We start from the raw sequence: 14,587 nt of genomic DNA, 5'->3' as shown, positions 1-14,587 counted from the left end.
GGCGGCGTAGGCTGGACTCATCGTGAAGAGCAAGCCCCTGGTCCCTGCCGTCACCTCGCTTCCGCAGTCGCCGAAAGACGAGGCTGACCACCGCGTGCGCCGATACGCGCTCACGATGACCATCCGCATCGTCTGCTTCGCCCTGATGATGTTCGTGCAGCCCTACGGCTGGTACACCTGGGTGTTCGCGCTGGCCGCCGCGGTGCTCCCGTACATCGCCGTCGTCTTCGCGAACGCGGGCAGCGACAGCACTGAGACGACGGCAGAGTCGCCTGTGCAGCAGTTGGAGGCTCCGGCCGCGACTCCGACGCTCCCGGTCGACGAGACCCCAGCTCCTGGCATCATCACCATCCACGAGAGCCGCCAGGATCGCGAGTGAGTGGATTGGAGTGCTCGCGCGCCGGATGCCGGAACGCGGCGACCATGCAGGTGGTGTGGCGCAATCCGCGTATCCATGCGGCCGACCGTGAGAAGATCTGGCTCGCGTGCGATGAGCACGTCGGCTTCCTCCGTGACTACCTGGCGGCCAGGGACTTCCCCGTGACAGTGAGAGATGGTGTGCCCTCGTGAGTGCCCGGATGGGTAGATGGACCGTATACGTGCTGATCGCGATCGGATTCGCGATCGCCTGCGCGTTCCTGTCGAACTGGCAGTTCGAGCGCAATGAGACGCGATCTGAGCAGATCGAGCTCGTGGAGAAGAACTACGACGCCGATCCCGTCCCTCTCGCCGATCTCATCGGCGACGACGGAGTGCTCGATCCCGGTGACGTGTGGCATCCCGTGGTGCTGAACGGCGAGTACATCGCCGATGATCAGCTGCTGGTGCGCAACCGCCCGCACGGCGGCACGAGCGCGTTCGAGGTCCTGGTGCCCTTCCGCGACGTCGACGGCCGTGTGTTCATCGTCGATCGCGGATGGGTGCCTCCGGGCGACGGCGACTCCCCGGATTCCGTTCCGGCTCCTCCGACCGGAGAGGTCGAGGTCATCGTGCGCCTGCGCCCGGGTGAGCAGCTCCCGGCCTCGGGGCGAGGTGCTCCCGATGGGCAGGTGCCGACGATCAACCTCCCCTCGATCGCCGAGCTGGTCGACGGAGACGTCATCACGAGCGCGTACGGGCAGATCGTCAGCGAGACTCCACCCGGCGACGGGACCCTCGGCGGCTTCGACTCACCCACCGACGACCCGGGACCGCACCTGTCCTACGCGATCCAGTGGATCCTGTTCGCGCTGATGGGCTTCGTCTTCATCGGGTACATCATCCGGACCGAGATCGTGAAGCACCGTGAAGAGGTCGAGGGAATGCCCGCACCGGTGAAGACGACTCGGCGGCGCGACAAGGACGCCGACGTCGAGGACGAGCTGCTCGACGCCCGCTGACTCGCGTCAGTCCCAGGCCGTCACCTCGCCGATGACGGCGGTCTTGGGGTACGCGCCTGCGGGCCCGCCGATCTCGAAGAGGTCGATCATCAGGAGCATGGGATAGTCCGGTGCCTGAGTGAAGCGGCGCACCACCCGCCCCTCACATCCGATGATCGTCTCGCCATCGCCCCAGATCACGGTCCAGGTATGCGGCCTCCGGGCATCGAACGGGAGGGTCACCTCGACCATGTCGGTCGTCAACCTCGTGTCGTGGTGCGACTTGATGCCCGTTCGTACCCGCGTCGTGCTCCCGACAGCTGAGGCGTCGATCTCGAAGATGCAGATCTCGCCGGCGTCCGTCTCGGAGAGGTGTTCGGTACCGACGAGCCACGCCGCGAGCATGCATCCTTCGTCGGTGCCCGCGGCAACCGTGAGGTCGATCCGCCCACGACAGGGTGTGAAGAGCAGTCGCGGCGGCGTATGCGTCTCGACCACGAGCCCGTCGTCGCGGTGGCGATGCGTGCCGGCGGTCGATCCGACCGGACCGGAGTACGTCGCCGTCTGCAGATTCGAGACCCGCAGCGGCGCGTCGTCCGGTCGCCAGTCGAGCTGATCGTGCTCGATCCGGAGTTGCAGTCCGCCCTCGACGAAAGCGAATCGCGCTGCGGAGCGCTCGGGCACCGTCCAGTGCGGCAGGTAGTGCGGAACCCACTTCTCCGCGTCGAGCCCCCGAGTGAAGTCATCCGTGAAAGCCGGCGGTGATGACGGACGCGGCGGCAGGAGCTCGGCCACGGATCAATCCCGCCAGGGCATCGGCTTCTCGGGGAGGCGAGAGCTGTCGTCGGGGAGATGCGGAAGTTGTTCTCCTCCGGCTCGAATGCAGAGCCAGCGCAGCTCTCCCGGGCTGTCGGACCGAGCGCGCCAGGTACGCGCGACGCCCTGTCCCACGCGGATCACCGTTCCCGGGCCCACCTCCACGACCTCGTCGTCGAGTCCCAGCTGCCCGCGTCCGTCGAGAAACACATAGAGCTCCTCGACCCGCGAATGGACGTGCCAGTAGCCGGCTTCCTCCCCCGGTTCGAGGGCGTTCGCGGTGAGGCCGATGTACTGCATCGTCAGCTCATGATCGACGACTCGACGGCCGTCGCGCGAGCGCGCCTGGTCGAACCCGCCATGATGTGCGCGCCACTCGTCGAGAGCACCGATCTCGATCACCTGGTATCCGCTCACGCCCTTCGCCCTTCCGACCTCTGATCTGCCGGGCCGCCCATGATCGAGCGGCTCCATCCGTCGTCGACAGCGTCGAAGACCACCCGCGTGTGACGGCGGTCTCTCGATCCCTGCCAGAACTCGACCCGAGTGGGGATGATCCGCCACAGCACCCAGTCGCCGTCGGCGACCTCTGCCCGCGCGGCCGGGGAGCGCGCTGCGAGATCAGCGGCGCTCTCCTCGGCAGTCGCCTCTTCCACACGGCCTCGCACCCGCACCGCGCGCACCTGCGGCTGCCACCAGAAGTTCAGGGCCGCGCCCGGCGAGGCAGCCAGCTGCGCGCCCTTGCGGGACGACCTCGTGCTGGCGAACGCCCAGCCTCGCTCATCGATCCGCTTCAGGATGAGCGTGCGAGCGTCGGGCAGTCCGTCGGCATCCACGGTCGCGAGGGTCACCGTGTGCGGCTCAGCCACCCCGGCCTCAGCCGCTGCGCGCAGCCACGTGGCGAACAGCGCGCTCGGGTCGTCAGGAAGTGCGCTGAGATCCCAGTCAGGGGCTCGCCCGGTGAGAGCGTGCCGACCCTTCAGCCACTCGTTGAGCTGGGCGGTGTCGAAGTCATGTTCGTCGTGCGTCACGCTCTCGACTATGCCACGAGGGGCGAAGGATCAGGCGAGCTCGATGAGGTCCTGGTACTCCTGGCTCCAGAGGTCTTCGACTCCGTCGGGGAGGATCAGAACGCGCTCGGGGTTGAGCGACTGCACCGCACCCGGGTCGTGCGAGACGAGCACGACTGCTCCCTCGTAGTGCGCGAGCGCGCCGAGGATCTCCTCGCGCGATGCGGGGTCGAGGTTGTTGGTGGGCTCGTCGAGCAGCAGCAGGTTCGCGGACGAGACCACGAGCGTCGCCAGCGAGAGACGCGTCTTCTCACCGCCGGAGAGCACCCCGGCGGGCTTGAGCACATCATCTCCGGTGAACAGGAACGAGCCGAGCACTCTGCGCGCTTCCATCTCGGTGATGTGCGGAGCAGCCGACACCATGTTCTCGAGCACCGAACGATTCACATCGAGGTTCTCGTGCTCCTGCGCGTAGTACCCGACCTTGAGACCGTGTCCGGGCTCGAGCTGACCGGTGTCGGGCTGGTCGACGCCCGCGAGCATGCGCAGCAGCGTCGTCTTTCCTGCACCGTTGAGTCCGAGCACGACGACCTTGGATCCGCGGTCGATCGCGAGGTCGACGTCGGTGAAGATCTCGAGTGAGCCATAGGACTTCGAGAGTCCGGTCGCCATCATCGGGGTCTTGCCGCACGGTGCGGGCTTCGGGAAGCGCAGCTTGGCGACGCGTTCTTCCTGGCGGACGTCATCGAGTCCGGCGAGCAGCTTGTCGGCACGCGCGATCATCTGATGAGCGGCGGCGGCCTTCGACGCCTTCGCCCCGAAGCGGGCCGCCTGCAGCTGCAGGGTCGTGGCCTTCTTCTCGGCGTTGGCGCGCTCCTTCTTGCGGCGCTCCTCGTCGGCCACCCGCTGACGCAGGTAGTTCTTCCAGTTCATGTTGTAGGTGTCGATGATCTGGCGGTTCGCGTCGAGGTAGAACACCCGGTTGACGGTCTCGCCGACGAGCTCGACGTCGTGACTGATCACGATCAGCCCGCCCTTGTAGTTCTTGAGGAACTCGCGCAGCCACACGACGCTGTCGGCGTCGAGGTGGTTGGTCGGCTCATCGAGGATCATCGTCTCCGCATCGGAGAAGAGGATGCGGGCCAGCTCGATACGACGGCGCTGACCACCGGACAGCGTCGAGAGCGGCTGGTCGAGGATGCGGTCGGGCAGCGACAGGTTGTTCGCGATGGAGGCTGCCTCAGCCTCGGCCGCGTACCCGCCCTGACCTTCGAACTCCTCGGTGAGACGCGCGTAGCGCTTCATCGCCTTGTCGGCGACCGCGGGGTCGTCCGACCCCATCGCGAGTGCGGCTTCGCTCATCCCGAGGTTGAGCTGGCCGAGTCCGCGGGCGTCGAGGATGCGGGTGCGGGCGAGGTCTTCGGGGTTGCCCGATCGGGGATCCTGCGGCAGGTAGCCGAGCTGGCCCGAGCGGGTCACGCTTCCGCCCGACGGCAGAACGTCACCGGCGAGCACCTTGGTGAGCGTGGTCTTGCCTGCACCGTTGCGGCCGACGAGACCGATCTTGTCTCCGTCGCTCACGCGGAACGACACGTTCTCCATCAGGAGGCGTGCGCCCACGCGGATCTCGAGTTCGTGCACGGCAAGCACAGCGGGATGTCCGTTCGTTCAAGGGGATTCAGGCCGAGGGGCCAAACTCCCAGTATAGATCGCCCGGCTGTGTGTTCAGTCGAAGTACAGATCGTGATGCAGCCGGCAGCCCGGATTGAAGACCGCCGAGCACGTCGGACACTCCGATGTCTCGAGGTAGGCGTCGATGCTCAGCAGCGAACCGCAGACGCCGCAGAGCACCGCCTGCGTCGAACGCTCGTCCGTCGACCACCGGCGCGCATCGTGCCGGGCGAGCTCCGCGTGACACAGGTGGCACGGGTACCAGTCGCGGCAGCACGCGAACTTGAGGGCGATGACGTCGAGCGGCCCCTGATAGTGCTCGCACCGGGTCTGGTCGTCGACCAGCAGGCCGTGCACGGTGGTCGCCCCGACCTCGGTCGGGCGATCGTCGGATCTACCTCTCCAGAGGGACGCGGTCGATACCTCAGGGTGATGCCCCACCAGCCACCTGCTTCCTAGCCTTCTGAGGTGGATGTTATCAACGAGCTGATCCTGCAGACCGTCGCCTCTCCCTGGCTGTACGCCGTGCTGCTCGCGGTGACGATCATCGACGGCTTCTTCCCGCCGGTGCCGAGCGAGACAGTCCTCGTGGCAGCCGCCGCTGTACTCGCGTCGACCGGTGAGTTCTGGACGCTGCTGCCCCTCGGCCTCATCGCCGCTGTGGGGGCGACGATCGGCGACAACATCGCGTTCGCCCTCGGCCGCAGGCTGGGCACGACCCGGTGGGCATGGATGCGCCGTCCGCGAGTCGCCTCCGCATTCGCTCATGCAGAGAGAGCACTCGCGCACCGCAGTGCGGCGCTCATTCTGGGCGCCCGGTACATCCCGGTCGGCCGCGTCGCCGTCAACATGTCAGCCGGTGCCCTGCGCTTCCCCTGGCGGAGGTTCCTCCCGTTGAGCATCGTGGGAGGCATCAGCTGGAGCGCCCTGAGCCTCGCCATCGGACTTCTCGCGGGCTCGTGGATCAAGGACCAGCCGCTCGTGAGCGCCGGCATCGGCATCGCCGTGGCTCTCGTCATCGGGCTGGTGATCGACCGCGTCACGGCATCCCGTCGGCGACGCACCCGTGTTCTGCAACTGGCAGGATGACAGACATGGCACGTCGTCGGCCGCGCACCGAGCGCGCTCCCCGCATCAGCCGTCGCACCGCCGCGCTCACGGCGCTCGGCGCTGCGAGCCTCGTGCTGTTCTCGGTGCTCGTGCCGGTGCAGACCGTGCTGTACGGCACCTCGCTGCCGCTCTCGTTCATCCTCGGTGCCGCTCTGTGCGCCGCACCACTCATGTCGCTGCGTCACCCGCGATGGGCGATCGCGCTGTTCTGCGCTGCGGCGTTCACGCTTCCGCTTCTCGTCGTCCCGGCTCTCGCGACGGAGGCCCCCTGGCCGTGGTCTGTGCCCGCGCTGCTGACGTTCGTGATCCTGGTCGGCGTCGTGACCTTCGTGCACGGGGCCAGAGCGGGCGTCTTCCCCCTGGCCATCGGAGCTCTGCTCTCCCTCACGGCGCCGCTGCTGCGCCCCGAAGTCGTCGCCACTCCAGAGACGGCCGGCAGCGTCACCGCCGACCTCATCGTCACGACCTCCCTGGCCGCGGCGATGTTCCTCGTGGCGGTCCTCGTCGCCGGACGGGTTCGGGTGTCTGCCGAGCTCACACGCGAGCGCGAGCACTCCGCCCTCGAGGAATCACGACGAGCTCTCGTCGAGGAGCGCACCCGCATCGCTCGCGAGCTGCACGACGTGATCGCGCACAGCATGTCCGTGATCCAGGTGCAGGCGTCGACCGCACGCTACCGGTTGCCCGAGATCGGAGATGCCGCGTCCGTGGAGTTCGACAGCATCGCGGCCACGGCGCGCACCTCGCTGACCGAGATGCGACGGATGCTCGGGGTTCTCCGCACCGAAGACCAGACGGCCGAGCTCGCACCGCAGCAGGGCATCGACGACATCCCCGCCCTCGTCGACACCATCCGTCGAGCCGGAGTGACCGTCGGCCTGGAGATCACGGGTTCCGTGACGGATGCGCCGCAGGCCGTCCAGATCGCGGCCTTCCGGATCGCCCAGGAGGCGTTGAGCAACGCGGTGCGACATGCATCGGGTGCCGCCGTCACGGTGCGCGTGCAGGCCGACCCCGACGCGGTCGGAATCCGCGTCCGCAACGGCCGTGCCCCGGGCTCACCCGCGTCTCCCGGCGGCGGATACGGGCTGCGTGGCATGCGCGAGCGCGTCGAGCTGTTGGGCGGCTCGTTCGACGCGGGCCCCACGACGGGCGGCGGCTGGGAAGTCATGGCCTCGCTGCCGCTCAGAGACGCACGACCGCGGGACAACACCCCAGAGCAACCCGAGGAGACCCCGTGACGATCAGCGTCCTCATCGCCGATGACCAGGCCATGGTGCGGGCCGGATTCGCCGCGCTCCTCGACGCTCACGACGGCATCCGTGTCGCCGGGCAGGCGGCCGACGGCGCCGAGGCCGTCGCTCTCGCCGCGCGGCTCGATCCGGACGTCATCCTGATGGACGTGCGGATGCCGGAGGTCGACGGCATCGAGGCGACCCGTCGCATCCTCGGTCCCGGCTACCCCGCAGCCCATGTGCCGCGGATCCTCATGCTCACGACCTTCGACATCGACGACTACGTGTACGACGCGCTCGAGGCCGGGGCGAGCGGGTTCCTGCTGAAAGACGCTCTTCCGGAAGAACTCGTCCACGCCGTGCGCGTGGTCGCCGGCGGCGACGCGTTGCTCGCCCCCAGCGTGACGAGGCGCATGATCGAGCAGTTCGCAGGGCGGCGGCCGCGCACACCGCGAGCCGCGACCTCGCTGGCCGAGCTCACCGACCGAGAGCGAGAGGTGCTCGTGCTCATCGGGCGTGGCAGATCGAACAGCGAGATCGCCGCCGATCTGTTCATCGCCGAGCAGACCGTGAAGACCCACGTCGGCAAGGTGCTGGCGAAGCTCCGACTCCGCGACCGTGTGCACGCCGTGATCCTCGCGTACGACGCCGGCCTGGTCGAACCCGCATCCTGAGCCTCGCCAGGATCACACCCCGGTAGGGGTGCGAACCAGCCCTGGGGGTGATCCCCCGCACGGCACCGCGTTCATACGCTCCTCGGACACCCCATCCGAGGAGGACTTCATGGCCATCGTCGAGGCACCATCCCTCACCGCACTTCGAGACCCGCTGCCGGCAGGTCGCGACACCGCGATCGACTTCCTGCGTGCGGTCTGCGTCGCGGGAGTCGTGCTCCTCCACGCCATCATGGTCGGAGTCACCGTCGTCGATGGCAGCCCGGTGTTCGCGAACGCCAGCGAGGGATCGTGGTGGATCGTGCCCGTCAGCTGGGTGCTCCAGGTGATGCCGCTCTTCTTCATCATCGGCGGGTTCGCCGGCTACATCTCCTTCCGGCGCACGCAGGCGCGCGGCGGCGCCGCGGCCTCCTTCATGGCCGCCCGGGTGCACCGGCTGCTGCGGCCGGCCCTGTTCGCGATCGGGATCGTGGGCGCGGCGCTCGCGGCGCTGAGCATCGCCGGCGTCCCGGCCGACATCATCGCCGTCGCCGGCTTCCGTTACAGCCAGCCGCTGTGGTTCCTCGCCGTCTTCCTGGGGTGCCAGGCGCTTCTTCCTGCACTCGCGATGGCTCACGCCCGGAAGCCGCTGATCACGGTGGCCTCGCTGGTCGCGGCTGCGCTCGCCGTCGACGCGCTCCGGGCGATCACCGGATTCGAGTGGGTGGGCTTCCTGAATCTCGCATTCGTCTGGCTCGCGCTGCAGCAGATCGGCTTCTTCCTCGCCGATGGCACGATCGACGGACGGAGCCGACGAGCACGCGCGATCGCGGGAGCTTCCGCGTCGATCACACTCGTCGGTGCCTTCACCACCGGCGTCTACTCCCCTGACCTCATCGCCAACATCAACCCGCCCACAGGTGCCCTGCTTCTCGTCGGAGTCGTGCACCTGAGCGCCGTCTCGCTTCTCCGCGATCGCATCGATGCGTTCAGCCGCCGCCCAGCCCCGGCCGCACTCGCCGCGTTCGTCAACAGACGCACCATGACGATCTACCTGTGGCACATGCCGACACTGCTCGCCATGGCCGGGATCTGCGCCATGGCCTCGCTCGGCAACGGCATCGCACTGCCGGAGCCGAGCACCCTCGCGTGGTGGGTGTCTCGCCCGCTCTGGCTCGCTGCCGCGCTGACTCTCACCGCGGCGATCGCGGTGGCGTTCACGCGCGTCGAGACGCAGCCGTCACCACCAGCCGCTGACTCGACTCGCCGGATCGCGATCGCAGCCGCACTCGGCGTCGCCTCGGTCGTGCTGCTTCTCGTCGCAGGAACGACGGTTCTGACGGCCGCACTCGCCGCCGGCGGAATGCTGCTCTCCCAACGCCTCGCACGCCGATCACACCAGACCGCGGGCGGCGAGGGCGTCGCCGACCTCGTCCGCGTGGCGTAGCGTCCTGACCATCAGCGGCACGGTGGTTCGAAGGCCCGGACGAACGCCGCGAGCACGCTGCGCCTCCCGCACAGCACGGGCGAATCCGGCGACCACCGGAATCATCGTGAGCGTCAGCGAGATCGTCATCGCGACCGCATCGGCATCGACACCCAGCCGATGCAGCGGCCGCAGCATCCGATGCAGAAAGGCGAGCAGATCACCCATCCGGGTGGTGATCGTGAGAAGCGCAGCCAGCAGGAGCAGCGACGCCACCCTGCTCGTGCTGATCCACGCGGTCAGCGGTGACACGAATATCCACAATGCCGTCCCGAGAACCAGCACGAGCCAGCGCAGCCGCCAGATCTCGGCGATCAGGACCCTCACCGGCAGCCCGGCGACGAGATAGAGCGTGCACACGACGACGAGCGAGACCGTGACGCTCCATCCGTCATGCGGGTACGCGGACGACACGAGCGCGAGCGCCGCGAAGAGCACGAGTTTGGGCCCCGCCGACATCCGGTGGACGATGCTGGCCCCTGGCCGGTACGACTGGATCATCCGCACCGCCCGCGGTACTCGGCGATCACCTCGTCCGGGGTGCCCACTGCGAGGAGCGAACCCGCGTCGAAGAGCACCGCATGGTCGCATCTCGCCGCGAGGGCGAGGTCGTGGGTGACGATGACGACCTGCGACGGCAGTGCCAGCAGCAGGTCGGAGACCCTTCGGGAGTTGCGCAGATCCAGCAGCGTGGTCGGCTCATCGGCCACGATCAGGCGCGGCTCGGCGATCAGAACCGACGCGAGAGCCAGCAGCTGCTTCTGACCGCCGGACAGGTCGGACGCGGGCACGTCCGCCCTGTCGGTCAGCCCGTGCTCGGCGAGTGCCCCGGCCACCCGGCTGGCGATCTCCGTGCGGGGCGAACCGCGCAGTGAGAGCGCGAGGTCCTCAGCGGGCGTCGGCATCAGGATCTGCGACTGGGGGTCGGTGAAGACGAAACCGACCCTGCGTCGAAGAGCCTTCGTGTCCCGCCGCGAGTCGAGATCGTGAACCGTGACTCGCCCTGCGTCCGGCAGCACGAGGCCGTTCAGCAGACGCGCGAAGGTGGACTTGCCCGACCCGTTCGCGCCGATCACCGCGATCCTCTGCGCCGTGAGCTCGACACTCACGTCGCGCAGGATCGCCCGCCCTTCCCTCTCGACGGCGACACCGTCGAGCGAGATCGATCCGACCGCGGTCTCAGATCGCACGGACGGATGCGGGCGCTGCGATCGAACGCGCGGCGAACGCCCGGGGGTACGCGCGTCGCAGCGCGAGAACGAGCGCCGTCGCTGCGGCCGCTTTGAGCAGATCGCCGGGGAGGAACACCAGACTCGCGAGCGCGGTCGGGCCGAGTTCGAGCCCGAGAACGAGCGCTGTCACGGGGATCCCACAGAGATACACCACCAGGATGCCTCCGACGACGACGCCGAGGGCGATTCGCCACCAGCTGAGCCGACCGCGGCCCACGATGAGACCGATCACGATGACGCCCGCCACCCACCCGAGCAGATATCCGGCGGTCGGGCCGACGAAGACACTGAGGCCGCCGCGCCCACCGGCGAGGACGGGCAGTCCGATCGCCGCGAGAGCGAGCACCAGAAGAATCGAGAGCGGAGCCAGTCGGGGTCCGAGCACCGCACCGGCGAGCATGACCCCCAATGTCTGCGCGGTGATCGGCACACCGCCGGGAATCGGCACCGTCACCATGCCGAGAACGATGATGAGCGCGGCGAAGATCGCCACTCTTGCTAGTTCGCGACCGAGGTCATCGCGTTGCTGGGTCATGATCCGACACCTTCCTGAACACTGTTCACCTGAACGGTGTTCACTATAGTGATCACATGAGCCCAGAGCACAACTCCGCCCGTCACGACCGCGATGGCGTCGCACGCGTGGCGCTGGCCCTCCTCGACGAGGTCGGCCTCGCCGACCTGTCGATGCGCCGGATCGCAGGCAGGCTCGATGTTCAGCCGAGCGCTCTCTACTGGCACTTCTCGAGCAAGCAGGAACTGCTGGCAGAGCTCGCCGACCGGATCACCGCGGGGATCCCCCGCGACGATGCCGACGTGCTGACCACCGCGCGCGGCATCCGCGACGCCCTGTTCACCTACCGCGACGGTGCGGAGCTCGTGCTCAGCACCTACGCCCTGCAGCTCGGCTCGTCATATGCCCAGGCCGCGCTCGAGGCCGCGCTCGCGCGCCACGGGCACGCAGAAGCCGCCGATCGGGCAGCGGCGATGCTGCACTTCGTGCTCGGCCACGCGACACTCGTGCAGCAGCGCATGCACGCCGACAGCCACGGGGCCGCTCTCACCGACGGCACGGACGATGTCACCGCCGGCCTCGATCGGGTCTTCGACCTGGGCGTCACCGCGCTCGCAGGGGACTCGCTCGGTGCAGTGGTCAGCCCTCGGACGACTCCGCGGCATGGCCCAGTCTGAGCCCCGGCACCGACGCCAGCAGCACCAGACCGAGGCAGAACGCGAACACCACCCCGAACGATGCGGCCTCGCCGCCCAGCGTCGCGACGAGCAATCCGGCCAGCGCGATCGCCACAGCTGAGCCCGCGGCGTCGGAGATCGACAGCGCCGACGAGTTGAAGCCCTGATTGCCCTCGTTCGAATAGGCGAGGGTGAGCACTGTGAGGCGCGGATACAGCAGCCCCATGCCGCCGCCGGCGAAGCCCCACCCCACGACGACGAATACCGGCGACACTCCCCACTGCGCCGCAGCGAGCACGAGCACGAGCGCCACGAGGAGGAGCGACAGGCTGATCACGGTGATGCGGGTGTTGCCCAGTCGTTCTCCGAAGGCCCCCTGCAGCTGCGAAGCTCCGGCCCATGCGAAGGCGGCGAGCATGAGCGCGATCCCCGCCCAGGTCGCCGTGAAGTCGAAGCGCTCCATCAACAGATAGGGGACGTACGCCTCGGCCGCGAAGAACGCGCCTGCGGCGATGCCGCGCATGAGGACGACGCTCGGCAGACCGCGCCCGGCACGGAGGGTGCGCCGGGGAACGAGCGGCAGCAGCGCGACACCGATCACGATGACGGATCCGATCGCCACCGGCCATGCGAGGCGCACGGTCATCTCCGCAGTGAAGCCGATCAGCACGGCGAAGACAGCGACGACCACCGCGAGAACAAGGCGGATGACGAGCGCCCGGCGATTCTGCGGCTCGCCGCGTCCGAGGTCGACGCCTCGCAGCCGCGCCACGACGATCACGAAGGCGACGCCCGTCAGCACGGCGACGCCGAGGAAGGCCCAGCGCCAATCGAGGTACTCGGCGACCGCCCCGGCGAGGAAGGGACCGATCATCGACGGCACCACCCATGCGGCGGCGAACGCCGCGAACACTCTGCCGTGAAGTTGCGGTGGATACAGCCGAGCGACCACGACGTACAGCGCCACGGTCTGTCCTCCCGCGCCGAGCCCCTGCACCAAGCGCCCGATGAGGAACTGGTCCATCGTCACGGCGAAGCCCGACAGCAGCAGACCGGCGATGAACAGCGACACCGCGGCGTACAGGGCACCACGGGGCCCTCGAGCATCCGACCAGGCACCCGCGGCGACCATGCCGATCACACTCGTCGCGAGTGTGCCGGCGAAGGCTACGGCGTACAGATCGTGTCCGTCCAGCGCCTCACTGACGATCGGCATGACGGTCGTGACAGCCAGCGCCTCGATCGCGGCGAGGAAGATCAGCGCGACCGCGCCGGCAGTGACCCAGAGTCGTTCTCGGTCCCAGATCGAGGCGGTCGGCCGCTGCTCGGTCGTCATCGGCCCACGAGCGTCGAGATGCGCTCGATGGCCTCGGTGATGATCTCCGGGCTCGTGCCGAAGTTCAGTCGGACGAAACCCCTGCCCGGCTCGCCGAAGGCGGGGCCGAAGTGCAGGGCGACTCCGGCCTCCTTGAGGATCCGTCGCGCGGGGTTGTCTCCCCATTCCAGTCCCGAGAGATCGATCCAGGCCAGGTATCCGGCATCGGGGATCCGATAGCGCGCGGCAGTGATCTTCGACGCAAGCAGATCCTCGAGCAGCACGCGATTCCCGTCGAGCGTTCTGAGCAGCCCATCGAGCCACTCGTCGCTCTCCTCGGAGAATGCGGCCACAGCCGCGAGGAGGCCGAACTGCCCGGTGCGCCACTCGACCTCGATAGGAAGCCCGCGCACGATGGCGCTGGTGCGATCGGATGCGGTCACCATGAGCGCGCACTTGAGACCCGCGAGATTGAAGGCCTTGCTCGCACTCACGACGGCGTAGCCCACGCGCTCCGCAGCTTCGCCCGTGTCGAGGAAGGGCGTGAACCCGGTGCCCGGCTGCGCGAGCGGTGCATGGATCTCATCCGAGATCACCGCAGCACCGAACTCATCGGCGATCTCGGCGAGAGCGGTCAGCGAGTCGCGGCTGTGCACCGTGCCGGTCGGGTTGTGCGGATTGCAGAGCAGCATGGCCGTGGCGCCGTCTTCGAAAGCCGCGCGGATGCCGTCGAGATCGAGTTCCCACGCCGTGCCGGTGTCGAGCAGCGGCACCCGCACGACCTCTGCCCCGGCCTCGGAGACCAGGTCGAAGAACGGTGGGTACACCGGTGTGGTGACGACCACGCGCTCCCCCGGCTGCGTGACCCGGCGCAGGATCTCGACGATCCCCATGCTCACATCGGCGGTCGTGCGCATCCGCGACGGATCCGCATGCCAGCCGTAGCGACGCATCGCGAAGGAGGCGTAGGTCTCGGGAAGAGGCGTTCGCGATGCGATGTATCCGGTGTCGCCGTTGTCGACAGCGCGTCGAAGAGCCGAGGAGATCGCCGGCGCCAGCGGGAAGTCGGTCTCCGCGACGAAGAGCGGCAGGACATCGGCGGGATACTCCCGCCACTTCTCGCTGCTGCGCTCGCGAAGCTCTGCCAGAGGCAGGGCCTTGACCTCGAGCATCCTCAGATGGCGAAGCCGAGAGCGCGCATCATGTCGCGCCCGTCGTCCGTGATCTTCTCTGGGCCCCACGGCGGCATCCACACCCAGTTGATGCGGAAGCGATCGACGACGCTGTCCAGAGCCTGAGCGGTCTGGTCCTCGAGCACGTCGGTCAACGGGCAGCCTGCGCTGGTGAGCGTCATGTGGATGACGAGAGCATCGTTCTCGTCATCCCACGCAAGATCGTAGATGAGGCCGAGGTCGACGACGTTGATCCCGAGTTCCGGGTCCATGACGTCTTTGAGAGCCTCGGTGACCTCGTCGTACTTCTCGTCGGTGAGGGTGGCTGTCATGCCAAT

At 68.3% G+C, this 14,587-nt stretch carries 19 protein-coding genes; 8 read left to right on the top strand and 11 right to left on the bottom strand.

The genetic code is table 11. The annotated features are described in order from the left end of the window. Positions 1–22 precede the first annotated feature (22 nt). Genes OPU70_RS01475 through OPU70_RS01465 form a run of 3 tightly spaced genes read left to right on the top strand, consistent with a single transcriptional unit; the run spans position 23 to position 1,379 of the window. Positions 23–379, top strand: coding sequence for a DUF3099 domain-containing protein (locus OPU70_RS01475; protein WP_079112931.1), 357 nt, complete (start codon positions 23–25; stop codon positions 377–379). Beyond that, entirely contained in the window at positions 376–570 is a 195-nt protein-coding gene (locus OPU70_RS01470; protein ID WP_042537550.1) for a hypothetical protein, read from the top strand. The genes OPU70_RS01475 and OPU70_RS01470 overlap by 4 nt, the downstream gene beginning before the upstream one ends. An 8-nt stretch (positions 571–578) precedes the next feature. Next, positions 579–1,379 carry an SURF1 family cytochrome oxidase biogenesis protein gene (locus tag OPU70_RS01465; RefSeq protein WP_079112932.1) on the top strand — a complete coding sequence of 267 codons (801 nt, stop codon included), beginning with the start codon at positions 579–581 and terminating at the stop codon, positions 1,377–1,379. A gap of 6 nt (positions 1,380–1,385) precedes the next feature. Here the strand turns inward: OPU70_RS01465 and OPU70_RS01460 are convergent, their stop codons facing one another. The 5 genes from OPU70_RS01460 to OPU70_RS01440 all read right to left on the bottom strand — a co-directional run bounded on the left by OPU70_RS01460 (position 1,386) and on the right by OPU70_RS01440 (position 5,212). Further along, positions 1,386–2,153, bottom strand: a complete 768-nt coding sequence (locus OPU70_RS01460; protein ID WP_228385515.1) for a LamG domain-containing protein — start codon at positions 2,151–2,153, stop codon at positions 1,386–1,388. A 3-nt stretch (positions 2,154–2,156) separates the two neighbouring features. Continuing rightward, positions 2,157–2,591, bottom strand: coding sequence for a cupin domain-containing protein (locus tag OPU70_RS01455; RefSeq protein WP_042537554.1), 435 nt, complete (start codon positions 2,589–2,591; stop codon positions 2,157–2,159). After that, on the bottom strand, positions 2,588–3,205 hold the full coding sequence (locus tag OPU70_RS01450; RefSeq protein ID WP_042537556.1) for a pyridoxamine 5'-phosphate oxidase family protein: 618 nt from the start codon (positions 3,203–3,205) through the stop codon (positions 2,588–2,590). Before OPU70_RS01450 ends, OPU70_RS01455 begins: the two co-directional genes overlap by 4 nt. 30 nt (positions 3,206–3,235) lie before the next feature. Continuing rightward, positions 3,236–4,834 (bottom strand): ABC-F family ATP-binding cassette domain-containing protein, encoded by a 1,599-nt coding sequence (locus OPU70_RS01445; RefSeq protein WP_042537558.1) that lies wholly within the window; start codon positions 4,832–4,834, stop codon positions 3,236–3,238. Between the two features lie 75 nt (positions 4,835–4,909). Beyond that, positions 4,910–5,212, bottom strand: coding sequence for a CHY zinc finger protein (locus OPU70_RS01440; RefSeq protein ID WP_042537757.1), 303 nt, complete (start codon positions 5,210–5,212; stop codon positions 4,910–4,912). A 111-nt stretch (positions 5,213–5,323) separates the two neighbouring features. Here OPU70_RS01440 and OPU70_RS01435 point away from each other — a divergent pair, with 111 nt between their 5' ends. The 4 genes from OPU70_RS01435 to OPU70_RS01420 all read left to right on the top strand — a co-directional run bounded on the left by OPU70_RS01435 (position 5,324) and on the right by OPU70_RS01420 (position 9,300). After that, positions 5,324–5,944: a DedA family protein gene (locus tag OPU70_RS01435; RefSeq protein ID WP_042537564.1), complete on the top strand. Its 621-nt coding sequence runs from the start codon at positions 5,324–5,326 to the stop codon at positions 5,942–5,944. A gap of 5 nt (positions 5,945–5,949) precedes the next feature. Continuing rightward, positions 5,950–7,206 (top strand): sensor histidine kinase, encoded by a 1,257-nt coding sequence (locus tag OPU70_RS01430; protein ID WP_498557017.1) that lies wholly within the window; start codon positions 5,950–5,952, stop codon positions 7,204–7,206. Further along, positions 7,203–7,874 (top strand): response regulator, encoded by a 672-nt coding sequence (locus OPU70_RS01425; protein ID WP_042537568.1) that lies wholly within the window; start codon positions 7,203–7,205, stop codon positions 7,872–7,874. Before OPU70_RS01430 ends, OPU70_RS01425 begins: the two co-directional genes overlap by 4 nt. A gap of 109 nt (positions 7,875–7,983) precedes the next feature. Then, complete coding sequence (locus tag OPU70_RS01420) at positions 7,984–9,300, top strand: acyltransferase family protein (protein ID WP_498557016.1); 1,317 nt, start codon at positions 7,984–7,986, stop codon at positions 9,298–9,300. On the opposite strand, the gene OPU70_RS01415 is transcribed toward OPU70_RS01420, so the two are convergent. From OPU70_RS01415 to OPU70_RS01405, 3 genes are read right to left on the bottom strand one after another with little or no spacing between them, the layout of a single operon-like run. Next, positions 9,247–9,840, bottom strand: a complete 594-nt coding sequence (locus tag OPU70_RS01415; RefSeq protein ID WP_498557015.1) for an energy-coupling factor transporter transmembrane component T family protein — start codon at positions 9,838–9,840, stop codon at positions 9,247–9,249. The genes OPU70_RS01420 and OPU70_RS01415 overlap by 54 nt on opposite strands. Beyond that, positions 9,837–10,529: an energy-coupling factor ABC transporter ATP-binding protein gene (locus OPU70_RS01410; RefSeq protein ID WP_498557014.1), complete on the bottom strand. Its 693-nt coding sequence runs from the start codon at positions 10,527–10,529 to the stop codon at positions 9,837–9,839. Before OPU70_RS01410 ends, OPU70_RS01415 begins: the two co-directional genes overlap by 4 nt. Then, complete coding sequence (locus OPU70_RS01405) at positions 10,519–11,106, bottom strand: biotin transporter BioY (protein WP_079112940.1); 588 nt, start codon at positions 11,104–11,106, stop codon at positions 10,519–10,521. Before OPU70_RS01405 ends, OPU70_RS01410 begins: the two co-directional genes overlap by 11 nt. A gap of 56 nt (positions 11,107–11,162) precedes the next feature. Between OPU70_RS01405 and OPU70_RS01400 the strand changes: the two genes are divergently transcribed. Then, the gene (locus OPU70_RS01400; protein WP_498557013.1) at positions 11,163–11,762 is read left to right on the top strand and encodes a TetR family transcriptional regulator; all 600 of its coding nucleotides are present in this window, start codon (positions 11,163–11,165) and stop codon (positions 11,760–11,762) included. Here the strand turns inward: OPU70_RS01400 and OPU70_RS01395 are convergent. The 3 genes from OPU70_RS01395 to OPU70_RS01385 are packed head-to-tail and all read right to left on the bottom strand — an operon-like array spanning position 11,725 to position 14,581. After that, entirely contained in the window at positions 11,725–13,098 is a 1,374-nt protein-coding gene (locus OPU70_RS01395) for an MFS transporter (protein WP_498557012.1), read from the bottom strand. The two genes, OPU70_RS01400 and OPU70_RS01395, sit on opposite strands and share 38 nt — an antisense overlap. Next, the gene (locus OPU70_RS01390; protein ID WP_498557011.1) at positions 13,095–14,249 is read right to left on the bottom strand and encodes a MalY/PatB family protein; all 1,155 of its coding nucleotides are present in this window, start codon (positions 14,247–14,249) and stop codon (positions 13,095–13,097) included. The genes OPU70_RS01395 and OPU70_RS01390 overlap by 4 nt, the downstream gene beginning before the upstream one ends. 2 nt (positions 14,250–14,251) lie before the next feature. Next, a complete protein-coding gene (locus OPU70_RS01385) occupies positions 14,252–14,581 on the bottom strand; it encodes a metal-sulfur cluster assembly factor (RefSeq protein WP_042537580.1) in 330 nt (109 codons plus the stop codon). Between the last annotated feature and the right edge of the window lie 6 nt (positions 14,582–14,587).

Source organism: Microbacterium sp. SWDP-B6, assembly GCF_059803615.1.
This window is presented reverse-complemented; position numbering and strand designations above follow the sequence as displayed.

What these genes read in the sequence shown, in the direction of transcription:
- OPU70_RS01405 (WP_079112940.1), bottom strand. Translation starts at nt 11,106, where the DNA reads ATGACCCAGCAACGCGATGACCTCGGTCGCGAACTAGCAAGAGTGGCG.
- OPU70_RS01385 (WP_042537580.1), bottom strand. Translation starts at nt 14,581, where the DNA reads ATGACAGCCACCCTCACCGACGAGAAGTACGACGAGGTCACCGAGGCT.
- OPU70_RS01420 (WP_498557016.1), top strand. Translation starts at nt 7,984, where the DNA reads ATGGCCATCGTCGAGGCACCATCCCTCACCGCACTTCGAGACCCGCTG.
- OPU70_RS01465 (WP_079112932.1), top strand. Translation starts at nt 579, where the DNA reads ATGGGTAGATGGACCGTATACGTGCTGATCGCGATCGGATTCGCGATC.
- OPU70_RS01400 (WP_498557013.1), top strand. Translation starts at nt 11,163, where the DNA reads ATGAGCCCAGAGCACAACTCCGCCCGTCACGACCGCGATGGCGTCGCA.
- OPU70_RS01430 (WP_498557017.1), top strand. Translation starts at nt 5,950, where the DNA reads ATGGCACGTCGTCGGCCGCGCACCGAGCGCGCTCCCCGCATCAGCCGT.
- OPU70_RS01390 (WP_498557011.1), bottom strand. Translation starts at nt 14,249, where the DNA reads ATGCTCGAGGTCAAGGCCCTGCCTCTGGCAGAGCTTCGCGAGCGCAGC.
- OPU70_RS01395 (WP_498557012.1), bottom strand. Translation starts at nt 13,098, where the DNA reads ATGACGACCGAGCAGCGGCCGACCGCCTCGATCTGGGACCGAGAACGA.
- OPU70_RS01415 (WP_498557015.1), bottom strand. Translation starts at nt 9,840, where the DNA reads ATGATCCAGTCGTACCGGCCAGGGGCCAGCATCGTCCACCGGATGTCG.